Below are 24,800 nucleotides of genomic sequence, written 5' to 3' on the forward strand. Positions count from 1 at the left end.
GAGCGGAAGAGCCATGGCGTACGAGGTCGAGAAGACGGACGAGCAGTGGCAGGCGGAGCTGACGCCGTCCGAGTACCAGGTACTGCGGCTGGCGGGCACCGAGCCGGCGTTCCGAGGCGAGTACACGGACACCAAGACGCCCGGCATCTACAGCTGCCGCGGCTGCGGCGCCGAGCTCTTCCGCTCCACCGAGAAGTTCGAGTCGCACTGCGGCTGGCCGTCCTTCTACGACCCGAAGGACTCGGACGCGGTCGAACTGCGGGCCGACACCTCGCACGGCATGGTCCGCACCGAGGTCCTCTGCGCCCGCTGCGGCTCCCACCTGGGCCACGTCTTCGAGGGCGAGGGCTACCCGACCCCCACGGACCAGCGCTACTGCATCAACTCGATCTCCCTCCGCCTGGCTCCGGACGAGGGCTGAGACCAACTGACCCGGCCCCTGCCCTCCCGGCGCGGTCGGGTCAGGCCGTGTCGGGCGGCGCAGGCGGCGTCGCCTCCGTCGGCGAACCGGGACGAGGCGCTCCGGTCGAGGAACCGCCGTCCCGCCCCGGCCAAGGGGCCGGCGGGGAAAGGCGGTTCGTCACGGAGGCGAAGGCTTTGGCCATGGCCGGCTCGTAGACTGGCCGGCGCCGGGGCGCACGGGTCCCGGGCCGTGCGGCACCCGGGCGCGCGCTGTGCGGCGGCATGACGCGCCACGAGGTGAACGAGCCATCCTGTACTTGATCATTGCCTGCGACTTACTCTTCTGGGTCCTCCTCGCGGCCGGACTCGCCGCCCGCTACGCGAAGGGATGGAGACGCCTCGGCGGCGCGCTCCTGCTGTGCGTCCCCCTCCTCGACGTCGTGCTGCTGGCGGCCACCGTCCTCAGTCTGCGGGACGGGGCCGAGCCGAGCATCTGGCACGGGCTCTCCGCGGCCTACCTCGGCTTCACCGCGGCCTTCGGGCACGACACCCTGCGCTGGGCCGACGCCAAGTTCGCCCGCCGCTTCGGCGCCGCCACCGAGCAGCCGCGGCCCGTCCCGTACGGCCGGGCCCGCATCCGCCAGGAGTGGCGCTCCTGGTTCCGCTTCCTGCTGGCGTACGCCGTCAGCTGCGCGCTGCTGCTCGGCATGGTGTGGCTCGTCGGCGGCCCGGAGCGCGGATCCCTCCTCCTCGTCTGGCTGAACCCGCTCACCAAGATCCTGCTGTACAGCCTCGTCTGGCCGGTCATCGTGACGTTCAGGCCCGGCCGCGCCCCGGCCTGACCCCGTCCGCCGGCTCCACCAGAACCGCCACTTCGCCGCCGGGGCCACCGGTGCCCGGCGGGGCCAGGGTCGCCAGGTAGGCGTCCAGGGTGTGGTGCGGGGTCCAGCCCTGGGAGTGGGCGCGGGTCAGGTCCAGGACCACGGAGTGGGCCAGCTGGTCCACCGCGTACCGGCTCAGGAGCGGTTCGCCGCCGCGCGCCAGGGCTTCCGCGGCGCGGGCGGCCGTACGGGCCAGGGCCGGCGGGAGGTGGCGGACGCGGGCCGTGATGCCGTGGGCGTGCAGCACCCGGCGTACGGTCTCGTCCCGCGGGTACGGCTGGGCGTCGGCCACGTTGTACGCACCAGGCGCCCATCTGGCCGCCGCGAGCGCCGCGTCGGCCAGGTTCTCCACCGCCGTCAGGCTGAGCAGGACGTCCGGGCCCGGGAGGAACAGCGTCCCCGCCCGCACCCGGGACACGATGCGGGGCAGCAAGGTCGTGTCCCCCGGCCCGTAGACGGCCCGCGGCCGGAGCACCACCGCCCCCGCGGCGAGGGCGAGCGCCTCGCCCTCCGCCTTGGTCCGCCCGTACGCGTTCAGCTGGCCGGCGCGCGGATGGTCCTCGCCGACCAGGCTGCGGTCCGGGCGCGGGTCGTACACGCTCGCACTGCTCACCCACACCACCGGCCTGCCGCCCGCGGCCCGCAGCAGCCGGTCGGTGCCGCCGACGTTGACCGCGTGCATCTCCGCCTCGGCCGGCGAACCGGGCGCCGGATCGCCGACCGCCGCCGCGCAGTGCACGACGAGGTCCACCCCCGCCAGGTCCGGAAGGTCACGGGCCGCGTCCCAGAACCGGTGCTGCCCGACGGGACCGGGCCTGCGGCCCACGCACACCACCTCCGCCCCGCGGGCGGCGGCCGCCCGGGCCACGTGCCCCCCGCAGAAGCCGCTCGCCCCCGTCACCGCGATCCGACGGCTCATGCGCCAGCCGCCTTCACCGTGAGGACCCGCCAGCCGGGCAGGGCCGCCCGCCGGTCCACGCGGGCGCGGACGACCTGTGGCCGGTACGGGGCCAGCGCCGCCAGGACGTCGGCCAGCTGGGCCCGGGCCAGCCGGGCACCGGGGCAGGCGTGCGGGCCTGCGCCGAACACCAAGTGGGCGTCGGCCGGCGCGGCCGGATCCAGGGCGTCGGGGTCGCGCCGGTGCGCCGCGGCGGCGTGCCGGGCGACCAGCAACAGCCGGTCGCCGCCCCGCACCGGGCAGCCGCCGACGCTCCCCTCCGCGGCCGCGACCCGCGGAAGCACCGGCGAAGCCGCGGTCACCCGCAGCAACTCGTCGGCCAGCCGGGGCAGCAGCGCCGGGTCGGCGGCCTGCTCCCACAGCCCTGCATCGGCACACCAGGCCACGGCACGCGGCAGCGCAGCCACGCTGGTGTTGACGGCGGCCACCGCCACCATCGCCCCCAACGCCCCCTCCACCGCACGCGCCTCCGAGACCGTGCCCGTGCCCGTGCCCTTGACCGTGGCGCTGCCGTTCGGCTCCGGGCGAGCGTCCGGGCCCGGGCCGGAGTTCGCGGCGGTGGCGCGGGGTGCGTTCCACGCGGCGGTGGTGGACGCGTGTCCGCCACCGGCCGTCGCCGCAGTCCCGGTCAGCAGGGACTGCAGGGTGCGGGCCGTCCGGGCGGCAGCGGACGCCGCGCCGGGACGGGGGAGGCCCGGCAGGTGGTCGCGGACCGAGGCGGCCGCCGCGTCGGCGGCCGCGCGGGCCACCGCCAGCGGTTCCGCGTCCGTGCCGAGGAGATCGCAGACCACCGATCCGGACAGCTCCCGGGTCAGGGCCACCAGGTCCACCTCGCCTCCCGCGGCGAGCGGCGCGAGCCGCTGCTCCAGCAACGGCCGCCACCGCTCCCGCAGTTGCTCCACCCCGGCCGCGCCGAGCCCGTCGGCGAGCGAGCGCCGGTCCGACCGGTGCCCGCTGCCCTCCTGGTCGAACAGCACGCCACCGCCGGGGGATCCCGCCCCCGCCAGCGCCTCGCGCGCCGCGGCCCCCGTGGTGCCGGCGGCCGTACGGTCGAGCGGGAGCCGGGTCAGCGCCTCCCGGTAGGCGGCCGCGTCGTGGACCAGCAGGGTCCGCCCGAGCCGGCGCACACCGCGCCCGCCCCGCGTCGCGGCGAGCAGCGCGAACAGCAGCGGGTGGCTCCGCAGGTACACCCGCCGGTCCCGGCGGCGGGCCCGCCGGGCAGCCCTTGCGTCCCTTGCCGTCGTCGTACCGGGCCGCGCCGGCGCCGGGCCGGCCTCCGGCCTCTCGGGCACCGCGCCCGTGCCGCCCGTCACCGGGCAGGCCGCGGCCACGGCTGCGCCTGCCGGCCCGGGCCCGGTCCCGTCGGCGGGAGCCGGGGTCGGGGTCGGAGCTGCGGTGGGCCGGGCCGCGTCGGGCCGTCCTTGCGCGGCGGGTGCCGGCCGTGCGGCCGTCCCGACCCGCGGTGTCACGGGCTCGGCCGGGGCCGGGGCGGCCGTGGTCCGACGGGCTGCTGTGGGCCGTCCTTGCGCGGCGGGTGCCGGCCGTGCGGCCGTCCCGACCCGCGGTGTCACGGGCTCGGCCGGGGCCACCGGGGCGGCCGTGGTCCGACGGGCTGCCGCGGGCCGTCCTTCCGCGGCGGGTGCCGGCCGTGCGGCCCCGGCCGGGCCCGGTGCTGCGGGCCGGCCCGGGGCGGTTGTCGCGGGAGCTGTCGCCGCGGGGGTTGCCGGCCGCGGGGCGGTCGTTCCGGCGGGCGGTGTTGCACGACGACCCGTGCCCCCGGCGGCCGTCGTGGCCCCGGCCGCAGTGGTCTGCGCCGTCGCTGCCCCCACGGTCGGTCGCAGGGTCGTTCCGTCGGTCGGGCGGGTCGTGGGGGCGGTCATCGGGCGCCCCCGAGGCGGGAGGCCGCCAGGGCCGCGGCTGCCGTGCGGTCCGGTTTGCGGGACCGCCCGGACAGCGGGACGTCCGCGAACAGCACCGCGTCGGGCCGGGCGGAGCCCATCCGCCGCAGCGGATCCGCGAGCGCGGCCCGCAGCTCCGGCGCGGCGACCCCGCGCCGCGGCTGTACGACGGCCACCAGCCGCTCGTCGCCCGCCGTCTCCGCGGTCCCGCCGGCCGGGACGCCGACGAGCACGGCCAGCTCCACCCCCGGCACGTGCAGGGAGGGCTCGTACAGCCCCGGGTAGATGTTCTCGGCGCGGCGCAGCACCATGTCCTTCGTCCTTCCCTCCAGCACGATCCGGCCCGTCCCGTCCAGTCGGGCGCGGTCCCCCGTCCGCACCCACGGGTCGGGCTCCTCGCCCAGGTAGCGGTGCCGGGCCGCCGGCCCGGCCAGCAGCAGATGCCCGTCCTCGTCCGTCTTCGCCGTCACCCCCGGCAGCGGGGCGCCCACCAGGTCGCCGGGGCCGTCGTACGCGGCCTTCTCCGCCGCTTCCACGGCGGCGGCCGGGAAGAGCTCGGTCAGCGCGTACACCCCCCAGGCCCGTTCCGCGCCCGCCTCCCGTACGCGGCCCAGCAGTTCGGCGCCCGCCGGGGCGGAGCCCGTCCACACGCGCCCGTGGAACCTGGCGCCCGCGCCCAGCGCGTCACGAAGTTGAGGGGGCGTCATGTACGTGTCCACCGGCTGCAGGCGGTGCAGCTGACGGGCCAGGACCCGCGGGGAGCGGGCGGGGAGGGCGACCGGGGCGCCGCGGGTGAGGGCCGGTACGAGCACGAAGAACGTGCCCCCGAGCACAGGTCGGTCGTCGTGACGGAGGTTCCCGGACTCCTCGGCCCCCGCGAACAGGGCGCTCACCGTTTCCATCCCGGCGGCCAGGCTCGCCCGCGTGTGCACCACGGCCCGCGGCTTCGAGGTGGTCCCCGAGGTGAAGACGATCACCGCGTCGGCGTCTGCCGGAACGGAGGCTCCGCGGCCCGCCGCCCCGGTCGGGCGCGGCGCCCGCAGGTCCAGCGCCGGCGCGCACCCCGGAAGCCGCGGCCCGGCGGTGGCCACGGGCGCGCCGAGCCCGGCCAGGTCCGGCAGTGCCAGCCGGGCCCTGCGGGCCAGCGGCCGTGCCCACCCGGCGACGGCCTGCGCGGCCGCGTCGGCCACCACCAGCGAGGGCCGGGCCAGCGCGAGCCGGGCGCGCAGCACGTCGGGTCCTGCGCCGGGGTCGAGGACGGCCCCGCGCAGCCCGAGCCGCCACAGGGCCAGCAGCAGGGCGAGGGCCCGCGGCCCGGGCCGGACGGCGACGCCGACGGTGTCCCCGGCGCGCAGCCCCCGCGCGTGCAGGGCGGCGGCGTACGCGTCGGCCAGGTCGGCGAGTTCGCCGCAGCGGGCGCGCACCCGGGGCGCGCCCGTACGGGAGGCGGTCAGGACGGCCGGCCGCTCGGGGCGGCTGCGCAGCGCGTGGTCGAGTCGGTCGAGCATCAGCGGGGGTCGTCCGTTCCGTGCGGGCCGCTGCCCTGGTCGAGGTACCAGCGGGCGGTGCCGAGGATCCCGTACGCCCGCAGCCGACGCGTGGAGTTCTCCACGACCATGGACCGGCAGCGGCTGATGCGGTCGGTGTGCCGGCGTACGGCGTTCAGGAAGAGCCGGTCGGTGGGCGACGGGCGCCGCGGCATGCCGCCGACCGCCAGGTACAGCTCGGCGGTGATGGCCATGTTGTTCCCGGCGTGCATCCGGTACGGGGCCCGGAACTCGCCCCGCCGTACGTGCTGCGGCCGCAGCCGCCCGAACAGCGCCGCGAGGGAGACCAGGGCGGCGAACCCGGCCCGGCCGACCGGCCCGTGCTCGTCCCGCCGGGCGGTGATCCGCCCGCACACCAGGCCCGGCCGGGCCGTCAGCGCCGCCCGCGCGGCCCCCGCCCAGCCGGGGCGGGGGATGCAGTCGCCGTCCGTGCGGGCCAGCAGGGTCGCCCCCTGCCCGATCGCGTACCGGAAGCCGGTGTCCACGGCGGAGCCGACCCCCTTCTCCGGCTCCTCCAGGACCCGCACGGGGAACGGCGCGGTCTTCGCGAACTCCCGGGCGATGTCCCCGGTCCGGTCCGTGGAGGCGTTGTCGACGACCAGCAACGTGAAGTCCCGGTCCCGCTGCGCGGCGAGTGCGGCGAGCGTGCCGGGCAGCCGGGCCTCCTCCTGGTGGGCGGGCACCACCACCCACAACGCGTGCCCGCCGCTCACGACTTCTCCCAGACCATCGTCATGATGCTGATGCCGCCGCCCAACCCCACGCACAGCACCCGTTCGCCCGGGGCGAGTTCGGCGAACACCCGGTCCAGCTGGACCCCGATGCTCGCGCTCGCGACGTTCCCGAGTTCGGGCACCGTCACCACCAGTTTGCCGGCCGGCACCCCGGTCAGCTCGGCGAACCGCTCCAGGTACGGCACGGTCACCTGGTGCACCAGCACCTTCGCGACACCGTCCCAGTCCAGGCCCGTACGGTGCAGCGTCCGGTCGATGACCGCCGTACCCACCTTCTCGAACACGCCCCGCAGTTCGTGCCCGTCACCGCGGAAATACGTGTACGCGTCCCCGCGCGGGTGCCGGGAGCCGCCGCCCGGGATGCCCCCGACCTCCCAGTGCTCCGAGCGCGTCTCGGTGTCCACGTCGAGGATCCCGCCGCGTTCCACCGCCTCCACGACCACGGCCGCGCCCGCGTCACCGAAGGTGTACCCGGCGAAGCCGTCGCGCAGCTCCGCGAAGCTGCCCGGCTCGTACTGCACGGCCCGGCTCGGGGTCTCCCCGGTGACGACCAGTGCCCGCCGGGCACGCCCGGCCAGGATCATCGCCCGGGCGAGGTCGATGCCGTTGATGAAGCTGTTGCAGGCGTTGGTGACGTCCACGGCGTGGGCCCGCGTCCCGAGCTCGGCCTGCACGATGTGCGCGGTGGCCGGTTCGACCATGTCGCGGGACGCGGACGCGAAGAGCAGCAGGTCGACGTCGGGCGCGGTGAGCCCGGCCGCCGCCAGCGCCCGGCGGGCCGCGCCCGCGGCGAGCGTCGACGCGTACACGCCGGGGCCGGCGATCCGGCGGGTGCGGATCCCGGTGGCCTGCGTCAGCAGCCTCGGGGGCAGCGCGAGACCGCTGCGCCGCGCCACCTCCTGCTGGAGGGAGTCCGAGGACAGGACCTCCTCGGGCAGCACGCTGCCGACGGCGGTGATGCCGGCGGCGCGGGGCTGCGGTTCGTACGACTGAAGGAACATGCCCTCACGATGGCAAGGCGGCCGTGACCCGGGCCTGAGTACGGATGCTCAGATCGCACGCGCGTGCGCACGTTCCCACCTGAGTACCCGGGCCCGCTGATCACGCCCAACGGGGGGACAGGCACGGCCGGTTTTCGTAGGGTGAGGTGCAGACCACGGGAGGGCCGCATGGTGCAGACGGCAATACGCCAGTTACCGGAACTGGCGCAGTACCGGACCGACGCGGTGACGCGCCACCTGTGCGCGGGCGCCCACCTCGACGAGGGCTTCGCCCGCGAGGTCGACATCGAGCTCACCGAGGACCGGCTGGGCGCCATCGGCCTCACCCTCGGCATCGACCTGATCGCCCTCGCCCGCCACGCCCGCGCCGCGGTCCGCCGGATCGACGTCCGGGACCGGTTCCTGAGCTGGATCTGCGTCGTCTGCGTCTGGGTGGCCGTACCGGCCCTGCTGTACGCGGCCGTCGCCGGCCCTGCGGGGCTCGGCTACACGGCCGTCGCGGCGATCGTCCTCGGGTCCGGGAGCGCCTGGTGGCTCGTCCACCGCGCCGAGAGCGAGGCCCGCAGGGCGGCGCTCACCGTGGAGCACGGCTCCGAGCGGCCCGCGGACCTGGCCCCGGCGGTCGAACCGGAGGCGGAGCAGCGGCTCCGCGACCAGAGGAAGGCCAACGTCGTCCCGTACACGGCGAGCGCCGAGCGCACCAACCCCTTCGTCGGCAGCGGCTCGAAGCTCAAGGAGATGGTGTGGCAGCCCATCGACGTGAGCCGGCCCGCCGACGACCCCGCGGGCGGCGGCAAGCTCACCATCAAGCCGTTCGACGCGATCGACCTGCACACCTTCGTCGCCCGTGAGATGGAGAACATCGCCGGCCTCAAGGGCCTGCGCGCCCGCAACCGGCTGTACGTGATCGGCAACCACGTCCCGTACGTCAACGAACTCCTCCCGGACCGGCTGCGCATGCCCCGCTCCCAGATCCCCAAGCAGCTCGTCCAGGCGGGCCTGGTCCAGTCGGGCGCCGGCATGCGCACCTACCTCAGCCTGGAGCGGGCCGGTGAGGGCGGCCGCGCCATCGTCTCCATGCACCTGCGGGCCCGCCTCCAGCACCCGAGCCTCACCTGGGAGGTGTCGGCATACGGGATCCCCCCGCTGCAGGCCCGCTTCGACCGGGTGAACCAGCTGCCGGTGGACGGGTTCGAGCGCTGGTGGAGCCTGGTCTCGTACGCGACCGGCGCCACCCCGTCCCTGCTGCTCGGCGCTCCCCGCCGGGTTTCGCGCCTAGCCTCGGAGCGGCGCCGGCGGGCCCGCACCCTGGAGAAGTGGCGCCGCGAGATCGACAAGCGGCACCTGCTGTACGACTACGGGGCCGCCGACAGCATCCGCGAACGGGTCTCCGACTGGAAGCAGCTGGGCTTCTCCGAGCGCACCGACTCCCAGGACTTCCTCCAGCGCCTGCAGCAGGGCGTGCTGATAGCGACCGAGCGGTTCCTGAAGGACCACAACGTCGACACCAGCTCCTACGACCAGGCGCAGCAGGTCATCAACACCCACACCTACAACTTCCAGGGCGACATCCACGGCCCGGGCAACTACGGCCCCGGCGGCACCATCAACGGCCACGGGGCGGGCCCGGGCACGCCCCCGCCGGGCGGCGGCCAGGGCCCGTCGCACCCCTGAGCCCCCACATCCGCAGCGCGAGGAGGAACGACGCATGGGCGGCAACTACACCTTCAACGGCAACATCAACGGCCCCGCCAACTTCGGGGACAACGGCGTCATCAACGTCGGGCGGCAGGACACCGCCGCCCAGACCCTGCAGCTGGCCACGCAGCTCGCCCAGTGGCTCCGCGACCAGGGCGCCGCCCCGGCCCGCATCGAGGCGGCGGAGGTCCTGCGCGGCGAACTGGACCGCGCCGTCCAGGAGCGCCGCCCCGCCGAACCGGGCCTGATCCGCCGCTCCCTGGAGACCATCACCCTCGGCCTGGGTGCGGGCAGCAGCGGTTTCACCCTCGCACAGGAGATCGGCCGCCTCGTCAACGGCGGCTGACCCCGCCCCGGCCCGTCCGATTCCGCACCTTGACGGCGACGCCCTCGCCGGGACGATCGACGGACGGGATCCGGGCCATGAAACACGCACTGAAGACGCTCCAGCAGGAGCCGTGGCAGGTGTGGCCGTGCCGGCTGGACGGGGAGGCCAGCGCGGACAACCGGGCCATGGTCGGGGCGAAGGTCCTGCTGCTGGCACCCGACCGCACCCCGGTCGCCGCGTTCCGCGGGGCGATGTCCTCCGATCACTGGCTGTCGGTGCGGGACGGGCGCGGAGTGGTCTGGTTCTGCGGCGACCTGCGGGGCGGCGGCTGGATCGCGCTGCCCACCCGTCCGGCCGCATCCCTGTTCCGGGCCGTCCCGGCGCCGGACCTCCTCGGTACCCGGACGCCGACGACCGGTGCACTGGCCGGACTGGAGGAGGCCGCCGTCGAGGTGGCCACCAGCGAGACCGTGTGGACGTGGATCAGCGAGCAGTAGCAGCCCGGAGGGCCGGGGCCCAGGCCCCGGTGACGCCCGGCTACTTGGTGCGGACGACGGCGCGGGCTCCGCCGAAGTCGAGTTCCAGGCCCGAGCGGAGCGGGACCGTCTGGCCCGGGTCGATGCGCTGGGTGGTGCCGTCCGCCCGGGTGCCCGTCCACGCCGTGGCCGAACGGTTCGCGAGGCCGAACCGACCCGGCTTCTGCGGGTGTTCGGTCAGCTGCGCGACCAGCGTGGTGTCGCCGTAGTCGTGCCGGGCCGGCTCGGGGGCCAGGTGGTGCGCCTGCACCCGCGAGGACCGGTGCAGCAGGATGTGGTGCTCGGTGCGCGGCGGGGGAGTGGTCAGCACCAGCCGGGGCGGCAGCACCAGCACGTTCCCGCAGCCCCAGCAGGTCCCCGGGGCGGCGGACCGCGGCTCGGTCATGTTCTGCCGACCGCAGTGCGCGCACTCCACCACCGCGTCGTACACGGCCCGCAGGGTGTCCCGCCACTGGCCCTCCCGGACCCGGGCGGCCGGGGCGTGCAGGCCCGTGGTGAAGTTCTTCGTGAACAGGTCCCGCAGCGAGCCCGGGGCCGCCGCCCAGGTGGCCAGCACCGTCTGCTGCTCGGCCGGGTCGGGGGCGTTGGACCGGTCCTGCGGATCGAAGACGAACAGCGGCTGCCTCCCGTACAGCTTGCGCTCGGCGGCCTCGTCCAGGCAGTGGATCGCCAGCTCCCGCCGCCCCTTGAGGGGGTGGTGGTTCATCAGCAGCATGAACAGCAGCACCGACAGGGAGTGCAGGTCGCTCTGCGTGCCGGGAGTGGCCCCCGGGTCGCCCCGCACCAGTTCGGGCGCCATGAACTCCATGGTCCCCGAGATGCCGGTGCTGTCGCCCTCCACCACCGCGTTGTCGTTGTCGCAGACCAGCACGTCCCCGGTGGCCGGGTCGAAGAAGATGTTCCCCCAGGAGATGTCCCGGTACGCGATCCCGCGCGAGTGCAGCGCCTGGTAGGCCTCGACCGTGTACAGGCAGGCCTTCAACAGGGCCCGCGTCGAGGTGCGCAGCTGCCGTCGGAACAGCAGGGGCAGCCCCTTGAACCGGTCCGGCCGGATGTCCATCAGGTACCCGAAGCCCCCGCGCCCGTCGGCCACGAAGTCCAGGGGCCACAGGAAGCGGTCGTCGTCGAAGCCGCGGCCCACCAGCTGGCGCACGATGGCCTCCTGCGCGGGTGTCGCGCACGCCGGGTAGTACCACTTGAGGGCCTGGTCCCCGGCCGGGGTCCGGACCCGGTAGACCTCCCCCTGGCCACCGGCGCCGAGCAGGTTGAAGACGTCCACGGCCATGCCGCTGTCGGTCGTCAGCCGGGTACCGCTGTCGAGCATGCCGCTCATGATCCACTCCTGTGCGGGTCTTCTGTCGTCGTGTCGGTGCCGGCGTCCGGGGGGCCGGCGTCCGCGGTGCCGGCGTCCGCCACTCCTCCGGCGGCCCCCTCCGAGGCGCCGGCGGCCGGCCCGAGGGCCGGCGGCACCGGTTCCGGCGCGCCGGCCGACGCCGAAGCCGCCGTGTTCCAGGCGGCGACCAGCGTGGTGTCGTCGCCCGAGTGCTGCGAGGCCTTGCCCAGCCAGCCGGGTAGCACGGCGCGGACGGTGGCCGCGCCCTCCGCCGACAGCCGGTCGTCCAGCCCGGCCATGAACTGCAGGAACCCCCGGTCCGAGGCGAAGCTCTTGGACAGCCCGTCGGTGGAGACCGAGACCAGCCGGGGCGTCCGCGAGGGGGCCGTGACCGGCGCCCAGTGGGTCCGTACGCGCAGCCACGCCTCCGGGGTGCACAGCGACTCCGTCTCGTCGCCCAGGTCGGCCTCCGCGGGGGCCAGCGGCATGCTCACCCGCCCGTCGTCCCCCACCACGGTCAGCTCGCCGTCGCCCAGTTGCCAGGCCGCGAAGACGCGGGGCGTGAGCACGGCGCCGACGAGGGTGCTGCCGTACAGCAGCAGCTTGTCCTCGTCGGTCATGCCCGGCTCCTCGTGGGAGCTGGTCCGCGCCCAGTTGCCGAGGACCCGTTCCCGCCAGGCGCTGACCAGCTGACGCGGGAAGGTGTGCTCGGCGTAGTGCATCAGCCAGGCCAGGCTCGGCGGCCGCTCGTCGCCCCGCGGCCGGGCGAGCGCCGCGAACTGCCGTGCCTCCTCCACGAACAGGTCCACCGCGAACCGGGATCCCAGGTGGCTGCGGGCGTGCACCGCCGAGCCGTGGCCGTCGGCCACGGCCAGGATCAGCGGCTCTTCGTCGGTCCCGAGTCCCACGGCCTCGCAGTAGTCCTGGTTGCGGGTCTTGTTGACGCCCTGCACGCTCTGGCGGAGCGTCTCCCACAGCGGCCCGGACCCCGTCGACCCCGGAACGCCGGGCGGCCCCGGAGGGCCGGAAGGGCCGGGCGGCCCCGGCGGTAGGGGTGGGACGGGTGGGACGGGTGGTGGCAGGGGTGACACGGGGCCGCTCACCACACGTCGTCATCGTCGTCGTCGAGCACGGGCGGGGCGTACGGCGGCTGCTTGACCATGCCGTCCCCGGAGCCCGCCACCGGCTGGGAGGCCGCCTTGACCGCCGCCGTCGACGCCCACCGGATCGCCGCCGCCAGCTGCTTGGGGCTGTTCGCGTCGAGCGGCTGGAGCTCCGGGTTGCCGAGGAACTCCTGGAGCACGGTGCGGTCCGCGTCCGCGCCGATCGCGATGGCCACCCGTACGGCCTTGCGCCCCCACGGGGTCGCGTCCACCGCCCGCAGCCCGGCCTTCCAGTCGTCGGTCGGCACCCCGTCGGAGACGAGGGCGAGGACCGGCTTGAGCGCGCGCTGCGGCATCGGCGGGGTGTCCAGCTCCCGCGCCACCAACTGGAGCGCCTCGCCCAGGTTGGTCATGCCGTCGACCTGGACGTCCTGCCAGGTGAAGTTCTCCACCGGCACCGGGTCCTGGTGGTGCCAGCGCGCGGTCGTGGAGAACGTCATCGTCCGCAGCAGCAACTGGGCCGCCGGATTGTCCTGCGCCACCGAGCGCATCTCCGGAACGGCCTCTCTGATCGCGTAGTTGAGCTGGCCGATCTTCTCGCCCTGCATCGAGTACGAGCAGTCGAGCAGCCAGATGAAGTGGACCGGCCGGTTCGCCATCGGCCCGCCGGGGATGTCACTCACTGCTGATCTCCTTCAGCTCCCAAAGCCATTGGGGTACGTACTGCACGAGTGCCGCCAGCCCGGCGGTCGCCGTCATCGCGACCGCCACCACGAGCAGGGTCAGCATCAGCCGCCGCCCCCGCGCGATCTGCGGTGTCACCATGGGGTGTTGCTCCTTCCAGCGACCCTAGCCAGTCGCCCCGGCCCTCGTCACAGGCTTGATCGATCCGGTGTGCCGCGGCTGGCGGAACCGCGTCGCGGCCGGGGCAGCCGCGCGATCTGCTTCAGCCCCGGCGGCCGGCCGCTTCCCGCGGGGCCGCCGGGGCTGCCGGCCGGCCCGCCGACCCGCAGGCCCGTTCGGCCCAGCAGCCACAGCACCGGCTCGGCCGCCCGGAGTTGCTCCGACTCCAAGGCTCCCGCCCCGGTGGCGGCGCGGGCACTGACCGCCCAGAAACGGGCCGCGGCGAAGTCGTGGCCCAGCGACCGCACCAGCTCGCCCAGCCCGATGTGCTCCAGCCAGGCGTCCACCGGCCCGTCCCCGGGCCGGGGCAACGAGTCCAGCCGGTCCAGCACGTCCCGCTTGGTCACCACCGCCGCCACGCCCAGCCGCCGGCGCCGGCCGCCCAGGCCCTGCAGTTCGCCGGTGAAGCCCGCGTACGTCTCCACCGGGCCCTGGTCGGCCGGCCGGGCGGCCACCGCCAGCTCCCCGTCGCCCGCGCGCAGGGAGCGGCGTACGACGGGCGAGGCCAGCACGTCCGCGACGAGCAGCACCCCGTCGGCGTGTGCCAGGTACTGCTGGCGGCGGGTGGTGTCCGCGTCCCGCAGGGACTCGCCCATCGGGTCGTACACGTACAGCAGCCGCTGCCGCCGCAGCCACCGGCGGCCCTTGCCCACCAGCAGCATCAGCGCACGCGGCTGCCCGCCCTGGGTCTTCAGCGCCCAGCCCGTGGTGTCCACCTGCCGGCCGAGGGTGGTGGCCTCGTTCCGGTCGGCGGGGGAGGCGTACTCCACGGTCAGCCCGGCCGTGCGGGACCAGGCACCCAGCCCGTCCAGCACGGCCGCGAGCAGCATCGTCTTCCCCGCGGAGGTACCCCCGACCAGCGGCAGGTGCACCACCCGTGTCGTACCGACGGCCTTCGGCAAGCCTTGGTCGCAGTGCGGGCAGCGCGCGGTGAGCCCGCTCCGCCCGGCCAGCGCGGTCGTGGGCAGGGCCCGCCCGCAGTGGCAGACGTGCCGCACGATCCCGTACCGGCCGGCCCGCAGCTCGCGGTGGGCGGCGCCACAGCCCGGGCACAGGTACACGGCCAGCGGGAACGGCCGGTAGCAGCCCGGGTACGGGCACTTCATCCGGATGCCCCGGACCAGCTTCCACAGCCGGTCCACGCCGCGCCCCGCCAGCACCCCGGCCAGCACGACCGCCGTCACCAGCACCAGCTGCGCGGCGAACGCGACCGTGATCCCGACCAGCAGCAGCCACGTCAGCAGCGCCGACAGCACCGCGGCCAGCGCCATGGCGGGCGCGATGAGCCGCAGCACCAGGCGGCCGATCCAGTGCTCGGCCTCCTCCCCGGTGTAGCCGCTGCGGCCGCGCAGCAGCCTGCCCCGGACCATTTCGTCCAGCCAGTGCCGGGTCAGCAGGTACCACACCATCTCGACGGCGGCCAGCCCGGCGCCCGCCGTGTCGACCCACATCTGCAGGGCCCAGTAGGCCAGTTTCGCCGGCTCCGCCCCGGGGTGCGGAGCAGTGATCCGCGGGTCCGGGGTGCCGGGGGTGCGGGGTCCGAACGCGGTCCCGGCGGCCTGCAGCGCCAAGGCCAGGAACCGCCACAGCCCGTACCCGAGGCAGACCACCACCCCGATGACCCCGGTGGCGTACAGGACGATCCGCAGGCCCAGTTCGGGACTCATGGCAGCTGCCCGTCCTTCCCGTCGCCGCCGGTGCCGCCCCGGCCGGCCGGCGGGGGCGGGAAGGCCGGGCTGCCGGGGACGACGGGCCCGCCGCCCCCGCCGCGGGGCGGCGGATCGGCGGGGACACCGCCCCGGCCACCGCCCTTGGCGGCCCGCCGCGCCCCCCGGCCCGCCCCGGTGAAGCGGTCCCGCAGCCGTCCGAAGGCGCCCGGCCGCTGCCAGCCGCGGAACTCCTGCGCCCAGCGCCCGCCCAGCCGGCCCAGCGCCTCCTCCAGGGCCGCCAGCCCGTCCGGCGGCAGGCCCCGCACGACGGGACGCATCACCCCGTCCAGGAGATCCGTACGGGCCTCCTGCCACACGGGGCCCGCCTGCGGCTGCGAGGACCAGGTCGCGAAGCACTCGGCCGCGTAGCGGGCGTCGAGGCGGAGCCGGTCCACGACCCGCGGCTCGCGGGCGGTCTGCCGGTACGCGGCCAGCAGCGCCGCGTCGTTGCTCTCGATCAGGGCCCGCAGCTCGCTTTCGGGCCGGTCCTCGGCCGCCAGCAGCCGCGCCGCCACCGCCCCGTAGGCGTGGTCCCGGGCGGAGGGCGACGGGTTCAGCGTCCCCAGGTCCAGGGCCTGCCGCACCCAGCCGGGGCCGGCCGCACCCGCGCGCAGGTTCCGGGCGAGCTCCAGCATCAGCAGCGACGGCCGTAGCGCGGAGGGGAGTTCTGCCGTGAAGTGCCGCAGCAGCTCCGGGGCCAGCTCCTCCGCCGCCCGGTCCGCGGCCGGGGCGTCCACCGCCGCCCGCGCGAGCAGCTCCCAGGTGCCGGCCTCCCGGTGGGGCCCGGGTCCCGTGGACGTGAGGACCAGCCAGGCCTCGTGTGCGCCCGGCGCCCCTTCGGGCCACACCAGCCGCATCGCGGTCCGCAGCACCAGCGGCTCCGCCTCCAGCGGGACCCCGGCCGCCTGCACCAGGTGGGTCAGGGCCCGCACCCGGTCCCCGCCCGGTTCCGGTCCCCGTGCGCAGATCCGCAGGTGCGGCAGGGCGTCGGCCGCCGTCAGCCGCAGCGGGGTCCGGGCGAACACCCGGGCCGCCGCGGCCGGATCGCCCGCCGCGAGCCCGTCCAGCCGGTCCAGGACCAGGGCCCGCAGCCCCGGCATCCCGTCCAGCGCATCCCGCACCGGCCCGCCGTACGTCCCCTCCGGGTCGGCGATCAGGGCCCGCGCCAGGTGCCGGGCCACCTCCGGCAGGACGTCGGCGCTGTCGATCCCGAGCTCGGCGCCGACCCGCAGCAGGCCCACACGGTCCGCCGGCCCGCGCTGCGGGTCCGTCAGCGCCGCCCGCAGCTCCGGCTCCAGCTCCGCGCCGAGCCGCAGCCGGGCGGACTCGCCCAGCAGCCCGGCCGGCGGGGCGGCGCCGCCGGAGCGCACCGCCCGGGCCAGGGCGAGCGCCGCGAGCGGCTCGGTCACCGCCACGGGGGCCCGTCCGGCCAGGGCCGCCAGCAGCCGCCCGCACGCGGCGGCCTCCGCGGCCGCGGCCTCCTCGTCGTCCCCGACCGGGTACCCGCTCCCGTCCGGGTACCCGCTCCCGTCCGCCGGCAGGCCCAGGGCCGTGGCCAGAGCGTGGAGCCGGCCGTCGTCCAGCGCCTCCCGGTGCCCGGCCGCCCAGTCGGCGGCCGCCGCCCGGCCGGCCGGGTCCAGCGGGATCCCGGCCACCAGGGCGAGCGCGGCCAGCGGCCCGGTCGCGTACGGTTCCGCGGACAGCCGCCGGACCTCCGCGAACAGTTCCTGCCGCCCCGCCCGCCAGATCCGCGCGGCGGTCTGCGCCCACGCGTCGGGGGTGGGGGCGGGGGTCGCCCGGGCGGCGTCGTACACCCGGTAGCGGTGCTCCTGCCCGGCCAGGCCGAGCCCGTCGTCCGGCAGCACGCCGATGATCTGCTGCCGGGCGAGCTGCGGCCGTCGGGTGTAGGTGGTGAAGGTCAGCCACTGGCCCCGCTGGTGCGGCAGCACACTGCACGCCAGCATGATCCAGCGGGCCGCGGCCTCGCTGTCCGGCTCCACCACGACGACCTGCGGAGCCGCGGGATCCTCGCCGAGCCGGCGCACGTCCGCGAAGAACCCGGCGAGCCACGGGCCACGGGCGGCCACGAACGCGCTCAGCGCCTCCCGGTCCAGCGGCCCCGGCGCGGGCACCGCCGCCAGCGGCGGCAGGGGTGCACCGGGCGGCGGACTCTCGTCGGCCCACTGGGGGGAGCCCCAGGACGTGATCGGCAGCGGCCCCTCGGCCGGCCGGTCCGGCCCGGCGGGCTGCGGCAGGTGCACGGCGTGCGCGTGGAAGTTGCCCCAGCGGCCGCTGTAGTCGGCGCCCGTGTACACGGAGCGGGCCAGCAGCCGGCTGCCGTCGGCGAGCACGTTCAGGCTCAACGCCTGTGGAAAGAAGCGGAGTTGCTCCGGACCGGGGCGCGGCGGGGCGTCCCGGGGGGGCTCGTACCCGATCAGCTGCTCGGCCTCCCGCAGCAGCGAGACCGGCACGCCGGGGCTGACCGCCGTGAACCGGAAGCCCGAGCCGTCCGGGCCGGGCGGCGCCGAGGTGTAGTGCAGTTGCGCGAGGTTCACGCGGCTCCTCCCGATCCGGTGCGCCGGTTGCCGGCGCCCGTGGCGCTGCCGGCCGCGGTCCGCCGCAGCAGTCCGTCCAGCCCCAGCAGCCACAGCAGCGGGTCCTCCACGCGCAGCGGCTGCGGACCCGACTTGGGGGCGTCGGACGGGGACTCCGCGGGCGGCGGGGAGCCCAACGCCGAGATCCCGAACAGCGACAGCTGCGCGAAGTCCCGTTCCAGCTGTCGGAACAGCGCCCCCGAGTCCCAGCCGTCGAGCAGGGCGCGCATCTCCTCGTGCACGGCGAGCCGGTCCTCGTCGTCGAGCACCCCGCCCGCGTGGCCGGCGTTGCGCCGCAGCGGGGAGTGCGGGCCGACCAGCGAGAACAGGGAGTCGGTCTTGGTGACGGCGACCGCCACCGGGGTGGTGACCCGGCCCCGGCTGCTGCCCCGGCCGTGGGCGCGCAGCTGCGCGGCGAGGTCGGCCGCGATCTGCTGCGGCGGGGTCTCCACGGTCGGCAGCGGCAGTCCCGCGTCCAGGGGCAGTTGGTCCCGTACGGCCCGCATCTGCAGCGGGTCCACCAGCAGGATGATGCCGTCGGCCGCGGCCAGGTAGTGGGTGTAGCGGTCCATGGCCTCCGCGCTGCCGAGGTCCTCGCCGGCCGCGTCGAAGAACACGAGCGCGGTGTGCCGGCTGCCGTCCCCGAGCAGCCGACGGCGCAGCGGCAGGCTGAGCCGGTACAACAGCGGGTCGTTGAAGCCGAGTGCCGCCGGCCTGGTCGCCTCCGGCAGCCGCAGCCGGTCGTACAGGTCCTCGGCCATCTCCCGGTCCCGGCGCTGGGTCTCGCCGCCCATCGCGGTGATCGACGCGCCGTACGCCCGGCCGACCCGGTTGCGGAGCTCGTTGATCAGCACGGAGACGTAGGTGCTCTTGCCGGACGCCTTCGGGCCGAGCAGGGCGATGATCCGGGTGTCCTGGTCGCAGTAGTCGCTGGGGAAGTCGCTGTGGCAGCGCAGGCAGACCCGGACCGGTGTGGACACCCCGCAGTGCGGGCAGTCCGCGCGGGAGCCGCCGCTGCCGCCGAGGCGGCCGGCGAGCCCGCGCGGCCCGGGGAAGACGGGGCCGCGCAGGGTGAGCGCGGGCGGCACGCTCGGGCCCATGAACTCGGCCCAGACCGAGTCGAGTTCGGCGGTACAGGGTTTGCCCCCGCGTACCCCGGTCGCGGACATCTGGCAGCGGAAGGGCAGCCGGGCGGCGGAGGAGCGGTCGAAGCAGTAGGGGCAGACGACGGAGGTCATGTCAGCGGACCACCAGGGAGGTGAGGGAGGGCTCGTCGAGCCGGACGGAGGCGGCACGGCCGCCGAGGAGGAATCCGCGTACGGCGTACGGGCCGGTGGCGGGTGGGTGGGGGGCGATCTCGCGCTCCACGGTCCCGGCGGCGGCGAGCTCGCTGCCGGTCACGCGACACAACTCGGGTCCGTCGCCGGGCCGGTGGGGGCGTGCGGCGCCGCCGACGGCGCCGCCGACGAGGACGAAGTCGGGCAGGCCCGCCCCCGGGTCGCCGCCGGGCGCGACCAGGGTGACGCGGAGCACGGAGGGCCCGCGGCGCAGCCTCCGCCGCTGCCCGGGCAGCACCCGGTAGGCGATGGCGACGTCGGCGGGCAGCAGGACCTGCCCGGCGTCGCCAGGGGAGGCCACCGTCGCGAGGGAGCTGCGGGGGGCGGCGTACGCGGTGACCCGGACGGCGCCGGGCCCGACCGGCAGCTCCAGCCCCTCGCGCAGGAACACCGCGCGCACGACCGGGTGTTCGACGGGCTCGCCGCCGGCTTCGGGGGCGGTGGTGACGACGACCCGGCCCGTGTCGTCGGGCCAGTCGAAGGAGATGCGGGCGCGGCCGGCGGCGGTCCGGTGGGCGGTGAGCCCGGCCACCGGCTGCGGGGCCTCGACGGTGGTGCTCGGCCCGGCCAGCGCCCGCTCGCCGAGCACGGCCACGGCGCTGACGGTGGCCAGGGTGCCGGGCGGCGGGTCCGCGGCGCCGGCCGCGTCCACCCACGGCACGGCCGGCGGCAGCCCCTCGGCCGCGAGCTCGGCCCCCTGGGCGGGGGCCCCACCGGGCCACTCCACGATCCGTACGTCGCCTCCGGCGCCCCCGGTCCAGTGCAGCCGCAGCCCGCCGTCCTCCCGCGCCCGCGCACCGAGGCCCACCACGGGCTCCGGCCACGCGTGCACGGTGACCTCCCCCCCGGTCCCGGGTGACAGCACCTCGCCCCGGGGCCCCGCGTACCGCGCCCGGACCCGCACGGCGTACCGTCCCACGGCCACTCCGCCGACCCGCACGCCTTCGCCCCCGGACCCGGACGCCTGGCCCAGCCCGACGCCGGGGGCGGCAGCCCCCGTCACGGCTCCCGGACCGTGGCCGTCCCCCGCCCCCGACGGGGCGTCCCCGGCAGCCGGACGTCCGGCGGTGCCGCTCCCGGCCGCGGTGAAGCCGGGGATGACGGGCCCGTGCGGCACGGAGCGGCCGTCGGGCCCGACGACGGTCACCTCGACGCCGACCGCCCCGGCGGGACGTAACCAGGAGGCCTCGACCCGGGCGCGGCCGTCGGCGAGGACCAGCTCCGCCACCTCCGGCGCCACCAGCAGCACCGCACTGATCAACGGCCGCACGTCCTCGGCCGCATCGCGGTCCCCGGCCACCTCGTCCGCCGGGTCCGCCGGCACGCCGTCCCGTCCACCGGCCGGTATCCGCTCGCCGGTTGCGGCTGCGCCCCCCGCTCCGGGCGGTGCGGGGAACGCCCCGTGGGAGGGCGTCCCGGGAGCCGTGGTCGAAGCGGACCGCGCGCCGGCCGCGGCCGCGGGCGCGGTGGTGCCGCGCGGCGCGGCGCCGGTCGGGTCGGCGGCCCGGTCCGTGGCGGCGTCCGGGGCGTCGGTCGTGGCGGAGCCGGGCTCGGCGGGCCGGGGCCGGCGGGGCAGGGCCACGTAGCGGACCTCGCGGCCCAAGGGAGCCGTCGAGTCGGTCACCGGGCCCGTCGCCAGGTCGCCCGGGACCTCCGTCAGCGGCACGGTGAGCGGCTCGCCGCGGGTCAGCCTGACGATCCGCCGGGTAGCCCCGGTCGGGCTGGTCGGGGTGGCGGGGCCGGTCGTCCCGGTCGTCGCCGTCGGGCTGGTCGGGGTGGCGGGGCCGGTCGTCCCGGTCGTCGCCGTCAGGCCGGTCGGGGTGGCGGGGCCGGTCGTCCCGGTTGTCGCCGTCAGGCCGGTCGGGGTGGCGGTCCCGGGCGCCCCGCTACCGCCGGGGAAGAGGCGTAGTACGACGCCCTCCGGCGTGGGGGCGGCTGCCAGGCGGCCCGGCTCCGGGTGTGCGGCTGCGTGGGTGCGGACCAGGCCGCGCACGGCCCGCGGGCAGTCCCAGGCCAGGCCGGCGGCCTGCCCGTAGCGGGCCGCGGCTCCCTCCCGGTCCCCCCTGTCCTCGTGGTCCCGGGCTTCGTCCAGCAGCGCGTCCGCGTCCCGTACCAGCGCGGCGATCGCGGTGAGCCGGTGGGCCAGCAGCCGGTCACCGCCGGCCGGCGGCAGGGCGGCCGCGCACAGGGCGGCGGCCCGCACCCGCCCCTGCGCCCAGGCGTCCTCCAGGCTCTCGGCGGCGGTCCGTCCCGCCGCGTCCAGGCGGGCCCGGCCGGCGGCGGCCCGAGCGAGGGCGGCCGCTTCGGCGGGGTCGATCCCGAGGGCGGCGGCGGTCTCCGGCCGGTCCCCGCGGGGGTGGTCGTGGAGCAGCTGCACCAGTTGGTAGAGCAGGATCCGGCGGAGCGCGGCGGGATCCCGCTCCTGTATCCCGGCGAGCCGTTCGACCAGTGCCGCCGCCCGGGCCCCGGCGCGGGCCGCAACCGGCCCGCGCAGCACCGCCGCGCCCACGTGGCGCCGCCGGCCAGGCCCTTCGACGGCGAAGACCCCGTCCAGTACGCGCAGTCGTCCGCCGGGCGGGACGAATAACTCGCCCACATGGCTGAGACCCAAGTCCTTCTGCGCCGCCACCAGTTCGCCGTAGCGCTCCACCAGCGGAGCGACCGGCAGGCCGGTGAGCGCCCGTGACAGTCCGAGGGCGTGCCCGAAGCCGGTCCGCGTACCCGTCCCCGTCATGCCCCCGTGCCCCCCGTGCCGTGTGACCGGAAGTCATTCCAGCAGATCCGGGCGGCGGCCGGGAGGGCTTTGCGTTCTCCCGACGTACCGCGGGACGTCACGGGCTGCTCTCCGGGCGGTCCCCCGGGCCCGCTGTCCTTGGGGCGCCCCTCGGTTCCCCGTCACCTCCCCGTCCGTTACGACCCGTCCCGTTCCCCTCACCCGCAGAGGTCTTCACCCCCATGGCTGAACTCAACCGCCGCAGGTTCCTCCAGATCGCAGGCGGCACCGCCGCCCTGGCGATGCTGAACGAGAGCATCGCGCGGGCGGCCGCCATCCCGGCGCAGGGCACCACCGGCACCGTCCAGGACATCGAGCACATCGTGGTCCTGATGCAGGAGAACCGTTCCTTCGACCACTACTTCGGCACCATGAAGGGCGTCCGCGGTTTCGGGGACCCGCGCCCCGTCCTCCAGGACAACGGCAAGTCCGTCTTCCACCAGCCCAACGGCACGAAGGACGTCCTCCCCTTCCGCCCGGACGTCGCGGACCTCGGCATGCAGTTCCTGGAGGGCCTGAACCACGACTGGGCCGGCGGCCACCAGGCGTACAACAGCGGCAAGTACGACAGGTGGGTCCCGGCGAAGACCGCCACCACCATGGCGTACATGACCCGGAACGACATCCCGTTCCACTACGCCCTCGCCGACGCGTTCACCGTCTGCGACGCCTACCACTGCTCCTTCATCGGCGCCACCGACCCCAACCGCTACTACATGTGGACCGGCTACACGGGCAACGACGGCACCGGCGGCGGCCCCGTCCTCGGCAACCAGGAGCTCGGCTACGGCTGGCGGACCTACCCCGAGCGCCTGGAGGCCGCCGGGATCTCCTGGAAGGTGTACCAGGACATCGGCGACGGGCTGAACGCGGCGGGCTCCTGGGGTTGGATCAACGACGCCTTCCGCGGGAACTACGGCGACAACTCGCTCCTCTACTTCAACGCCTACCGCAACGCACAGCCCGGCAGCCCCCTCTACGAGAAGGCCCGCACGGGCACCAACGCCAAGGCGGGCGAAGGCTACTTCGACCGGCTGCGCGCGGACGTCGTGAACGGCGCCCTGCCGCAGGTCTCCTGGATCGCGGCCCCCGAGGCGTTCAGCGAGCACTCGAACTGGCCGACGAACTTCGGCGCCTGGTACATCTCGCAGGTCCTGGACGCGCTGACCGCGAACCCGGCGGTGTGGGCGAAGACCGCCCTGTTCCTCACCTACGACGAGAACGACGGCTTCTTCGACCACGTCGTCCCGCCGTACCCGCCCGCGTCCTCCGCCTGGGGCCTTTCCACGGCGGACGTCAAGGGCGACCTGTACGCGGGCGGGGGCGGATACGCGGCCGGCCCGTACGGGCTGGGCCCGCGCGTCCCGATGATCGTGGTCTCCCCCTGGAGCAAGGGCGGCTACGTCTGCTCGGAGACCTTCGACCACACCTCGCTGATCCGGTTCATGGAGAAGCGCTTCGGCGTGCTGGAGCCCAACATCTCCCCGTGGCGCCGCGCCGTGTGCGGTGACCTGACCTCGGCCTTCGACTTCACGCGGGCCGATGCCGCGCCCGCCGCGCTGCCGTCCACGGCCGGGTACGTGCCGCCGGACAAGAACCGCCACCCGTCCTACCACCCGGTCCCGCCGGCGGCCGGCGCCCTGCCGCGTCAGGAGGCCGGGGCCAAGCCGACCCGTGCCCTGGGCTACGTCCCGTACGTGGACGGCCGGGCCACCGTCTCCACCGGCAGGTTCACCCTGACCTTCTCCTCGGGCCCCACCCTCGGCGCCCACTTCCACAGCACCTCGGGCAACCGCACGGACGGGCCGTGGCCCTACACGGTGGAGGCGGGCAAGACCCTGTCCGACACCTGGTCGACGAGCGGCTCCACCGGCAACGCGATCGACCTCACGGTGTGGGGGCCCAACGGGTTCCTGCGGACGTGGAGGGGCCCGGCGAAGAAGGCCGGCCCCGAGGTCACGGCCCGCCACGACGCCGCCACCGGCGACCTGACCCTGACCCTGGCCAACTCCGGTACGACCGCCGTCAACCTCACGGTGACCAACGCCTACGACGGCGCAGCCACCCGGACCCTGCGCGTCGCGTCCGGCGCCACCGTCACCCACACGGTGGACCTGCAGGCCTCGTCCCGCTGGTACGACGTCACGGTCGTCTCCGACCGCGACGCCACGTTCCTGCGCCGCTTCGCGGGGCACGTGGAAACGGGCGCGCCCGGCGTCTCCGACCCGGCGCTCAGGACCGTCTGACGCGGTCGTCCGCGCCCCGCAACAGCCGCCGTTCCAGGACCGGCAGGTCCCCGGGACGGTGGCTGCGGGCGTGCGTCAGCAACAGGTTCCGGGCGGTCTCCGGGACCCGGCGCCGCTTGGGGTGGCGGGTGGTGAAGTGCTCGCCGGCGAAGAACCGTACGGCGCCCTCCAGCCCGGCGCGGTCGGTCTCCCGGACCGCCCAGGCGAGGTCGGCCGTGGGGGCGTCCGCCAGCAGCCGCGAGGGAGCCTGCTCGGCGAGGACGGACGCCGCGTCCCCGGGCTCGTCCCGTGGTGTGCCCAGCCAGCTGAGGACGAGGGCGAGCGGGACCGCGGGGCGGTGGCCGTCCGGGGCCTCGCCCCCGGCCAGGGCCCCGGCGTACTCCCGCAGCGGTGCGGGCGCTTCCCGCACCCAGCGGGCCCGGTGCCGGGCCGGTATCCCGTGGGGACGGGCGGGATCGAGGAGGTGCGCCAGTTCCTCCGAGCGGGTCAGGGGCGTGCTGCGGACGAGCTGCCCGCCCGCTTCGTACAGGACCACGGTGCCGTCGTGGTCGAGGCACGTGCACTCGAAGGGTTCGGGTGCGCGTGCGGCCGGCCACGCGGCCAGCACGTCGGCGATGTCGGCGGGGGCGCGGACCTCGTATGCCGCAGGGTGGTACGGGGGGCCGTGCCCAGCGGTCCGCGACCTGCTGAAATCGACGCGCACGGTGCGGGACATCGGCTTCACGGTGCGATGCTACGCGCCCGCGTGCGCCGGGCCCGAGGACCACGGACGTGCCCCCCGGCAGCGCACGGCGTCTCCGCGGGACCACGGGAACACCG

At 76.2% G+C, this 24,800-nt stretch carries 20 protein-coding genes; 6 read left to right on the forward strand and 14 right to left on the reverse strand.

The annotated features are described in order from the left end of the window. Nucleotides 1–13: 13 nt before the first annotated feature. Both msrB and ACFV7Q_RS16555 read left to right on the forward strand, forming a co-directional pair. The gene (gene msrB, locus ACFV7Q_RS16550; protein ID WP_385428927.1) at nt 14–421 is read left to right on the forward strand and encodes a peptide-methionine (R)-S-oxide reductase MsrB; all 408 of its coding nucleotides are present in this window, start codon (nt 14–16) and stop codon (nt 419–421) included. Nucleotides 422–719: 298 nt separating this feature from the next. After that, entirely contained in the window at nt 720–1,244 is a 525-nt protein-coding gene (locus ACFV7Q_RS16555) for a hypothetical protein (RefSeq protein ID WP_385428929.1), read from the forward strand. Here the strand turns inward: ACFV7Q_RS16555 and ACFV7Q_RS16560 are convergent. The 5 genes from ACFV7Q_RS16560 to ACFV7Q_RS16580 form a co-directional block, all read right to left on the reverse strand. Further along, complete coding sequence (locus ACFV7Q_RS16560) at nt 1,219–2,202, reverse strand: NAD-dependent epimerase/dehydratase family protein (RefSeq protein WP_385428930.1); 984 nt, start codon at nt 2,200–2,202, stop codon at nt 1,219–1,221. The two genes, ACFV7Q_RS16555 and ACFV7Q_RS16560, sit on opposite strands and share 26 nt — an antisense overlap. Continuing rightward, a complete protein-coding gene (locus tag ACFV7Q_RS16565) occupies nt 2,199–3,431 on the reverse strand; it encodes a cytochrome P450 (RefSeq protein WP_385428932.1) in 1,233 nt (410 codons plus the stop codon). The genes ACFV7Q_RS16560 and ACFV7Q_RS16565 overlap by 4 nt, the downstream gene beginning before the upstream one ends. A 686-nt stretch (nt 3,432–4,117) precedes the next feature. Next, nucleotides 4,118–5,647 (reverse strand): AMP-binding protein, encoded by a 1,530-nt coding sequence (locus tag ACFV7Q_RS16570; protein WP_385428933.1) that lies wholly within the window; start codon nt 5,645–5,647, stop codon nt 4,118–4,120. Continuing rightward, nucleotides 5,647–6,399 carry a glycosyltransferase gene (locus tag ACFV7Q_RS16575; protein ID WP_385428934.1) on the reverse strand — a complete coding sequence of 251 codons (753 nt, stop codon included), beginning with the start codon at nt 6,397–6,399 and terminating at the stop codon, nt 5,647–5,649. Before ACFV7Q_RS16575 ends, ACFV7Q_RS16570 begins: the two co-directional genes overlap by 1 nt. Beyond that, on the reverse strand, nt 6,396–7,421 hold the full coding sequence (locus tag ACFV7Q_RS16580) for a 3-oxoacyl-ACP synthase III family protein (RefSeq protein WP_385428936.1): 1,026 nt from the start codon (nt 7,419–7,421) through the stop codon (nt 6,396–6,398). Before ACFV7Q_RS16580 ends, ACFV7Q_RS16575 begins: the two co-directional genes overlap by 4 nt. A 168-nt stretch (nt 7,422–7,589) precedes the next feature. Between ACFV7Q_RS16580 and ACFV7Q_RS16585 the strand changes: the two genes are divergently transcribed. The 3 genes from ACFV7Q_RS16585 (at nt 7,590) to ACFV7Q_RS16595 (ending at nt 9,944) form a co-directional block, all read left to right on the forward strand. Further along, nucleotides 7,590–9,095 (forward strand): hypothetical protein, encoded by a 1,506-nt coding sequence (locus ACFV7Q_RS16585; protein ID WP_385428937.1) that lies wholly within the window; start codon nt 7,590–7,592, stop codon nt 9,093–9,095. A gap of 34 nt (nt 9,096–9,129) precedes the next feature. Beyond that, nucleotides 9,130–9,465 carry a hypothetical protein gene (locus ACFV7Q_RS16590; protein ID WP_385428939.1) on the forward strand — a complete coding sequence of 112 codons (336 nt, stop codon included), beginning with the start codon at nt 9,130–9,132 and terminating at the stop codon, nt 9,463–9,465. A gap of 77 nt (nt 9,466–9,542) precedes the next feature. Then, on the forward strand, nt 9,543–9,944 hold the full coding sequence (locus tag ACFV7Q_RS16595) for a hypothetical protein (RefSeq protein ID WP_385428941.1): 402 nt from the start codon (nt 9,543–9,545) through the stop codon (nt 9,942–9,944). Between the two features lie 40 nt (nt 9,945–9,984). On the opposite strand, the gene ACFV7Q_RS16600 is transcribed toward ACFV7Q_RS16595, so the two are convergent. The 8 genes from ACFV7Q_RS16600 to ACFV7Q_RS16635 form a co-directional block, all read right to left on the reverse strand. After that, nucleotides 9,985–11,316 carry a protein kinase gene (locus ACFV7Q_RS16600; protein ID WP_385428943.1) on the reverse strand — a complete coding sequence of 444 codons (1,332 nt, stop codon included), beginning with the start codon at nt 11,314–11,316 and terminating at the stop codon, nt 9,985–9,987. Next, nucleotides 11,313–12,269 (reverse strand): protein phosphatase 2C domain-containing protein, encoded by a 957-nt coding sequence (locus tag ACFV7Q_RS16605; protein ID WP_385428945.1) that lies wholly within the window; start codon nt 12,267–12,269, stop codon nt 11,313–11,315. The genes ACFV7Q_RS16600 and ACFV7Q_RS16605 overlap by 4 nt, the downstream gene beginning before the upstream one ends. A 146-nt stretch (nt 12,270–12,415) precedes the next feature. Beyond that, a complete protein-coding gene (locus ACFV7Q_RS16610; protein ID WP_385428982.1) occupies nt 12,416–13,078 on the reverse strand; it encodes a VWA domain-containing protein in 663 nt (220 codons plus the stop codon). Between the two features lie 16 nt (nt 13,079–13,094). Then, complete coding sequence (locus ACFV7Q_RS16615; protein WP_385428947.1) at nt 13,095–13,244, reverse strand: hypothetical protein; 150 nt, start codon at nt 13,242–13,244, stop codon at nt 13,095–13,097. A gap of 47 nt (nt 13,245–13,291) precedes the next feature. Beyond that, nucleotides 13,292–14,989, reverse strand: a complete 1,698-nt coding sequence (locus ACFV7Q_RS16620) for a hypothetical protein (RefSeq protein WP_385428949.1) — start codon at nt 14,987–14,989, stop codon at nt 13,292–13,294. Next, nucleotides 14,986–17,586: a GTPase-associated protein 1-related protein gene (locus tag ACFV7Q_RS16625; protein ID WP_385428950.1), complete on the reverse strand. Its 2,601-nt coding sequence runs from the start codon at nt 17,584–17,586 to the stop codon at nt 14,986–14,988. The genes ACFV7Q_RS16620 and ACFV7Q_RS16625 overlap by 4 nt, the downstream gene beginning before the upstream one ends. Continuing rightward, nucleotides 17,583–18,863 (reverse strand): hypothetical protein, encoded by a 1,281-nt coding sequence (locus ACFV7Q_RS16630; RefSeq protein ID WP_385428952.1) that lies wholly within the window; start codon nt 18,861–18,863, stop codon nt 17,583–17,585. Before ACFV7Q_RS16630 ends, ACFV7Q_RS16625 begins: the two co-directional genes overlap by 4 nt. A 1-nt stretch (nt 18,864) precedes the next feature. Then, on the reverse strand, nt 18,865–21,696 hold the full coding sequence (locus ACFV7Q_RS16635) for a hypothetical protein (RefSeq protein WP_385428954.1): 2,832 nt from the start codon (nt 21,694–21,696) through the stop codon (nt 18,865–18,867). Between the two features lie 221 nt (nt 21,697–21,917). On the opposite strand from ACFV7Q_RS16635, the gene ACFV7Q_RS16640 reads away from it, so the two are divergent. Continuing rightward, complete coding sequence (locus ACFV7Q_RS16640) at nt 21,918–23,981, forward strand: phosphocholine-specific phospholipase C (protein ID WP_385428956.1); 2,064 nt, start codon at nt 21,918–21,920, stop codon at nt 23,979–23,981. On the opposite strand, the gene ACFV7Q_RS16645 is transcribed toward ACFV7Q_RS16640, so the two are convergent. Further along, on the reverse strand, nt 23,968–24,705 hold the full coding sequence (locus ACFV7Q_RS16645) for a hypothetical protein (RefSeq protein ID WP_385428957.1): 738 nt from the start codon (nt 24,703–24,705) through the stop codon (nt 23,968–23,970). The two genes, ACFV7Q_RS16640 and ACFV7Q_RS16645, sit on opposite strands and share 14 nt — an antisense overlap. Nucleotides 24,706–24,800 lie beyond the last annotated feature (95 nt).

The sequence above is a fragment of the Streptomyces sp. NPDC059851 genome (assembly GCF_042732005.1).
Classification (GTDB): Bacteria; Actinomycetota; Actinomycetes; order Streptomycetales; family Streptomycetaceae; genus Streptomyces.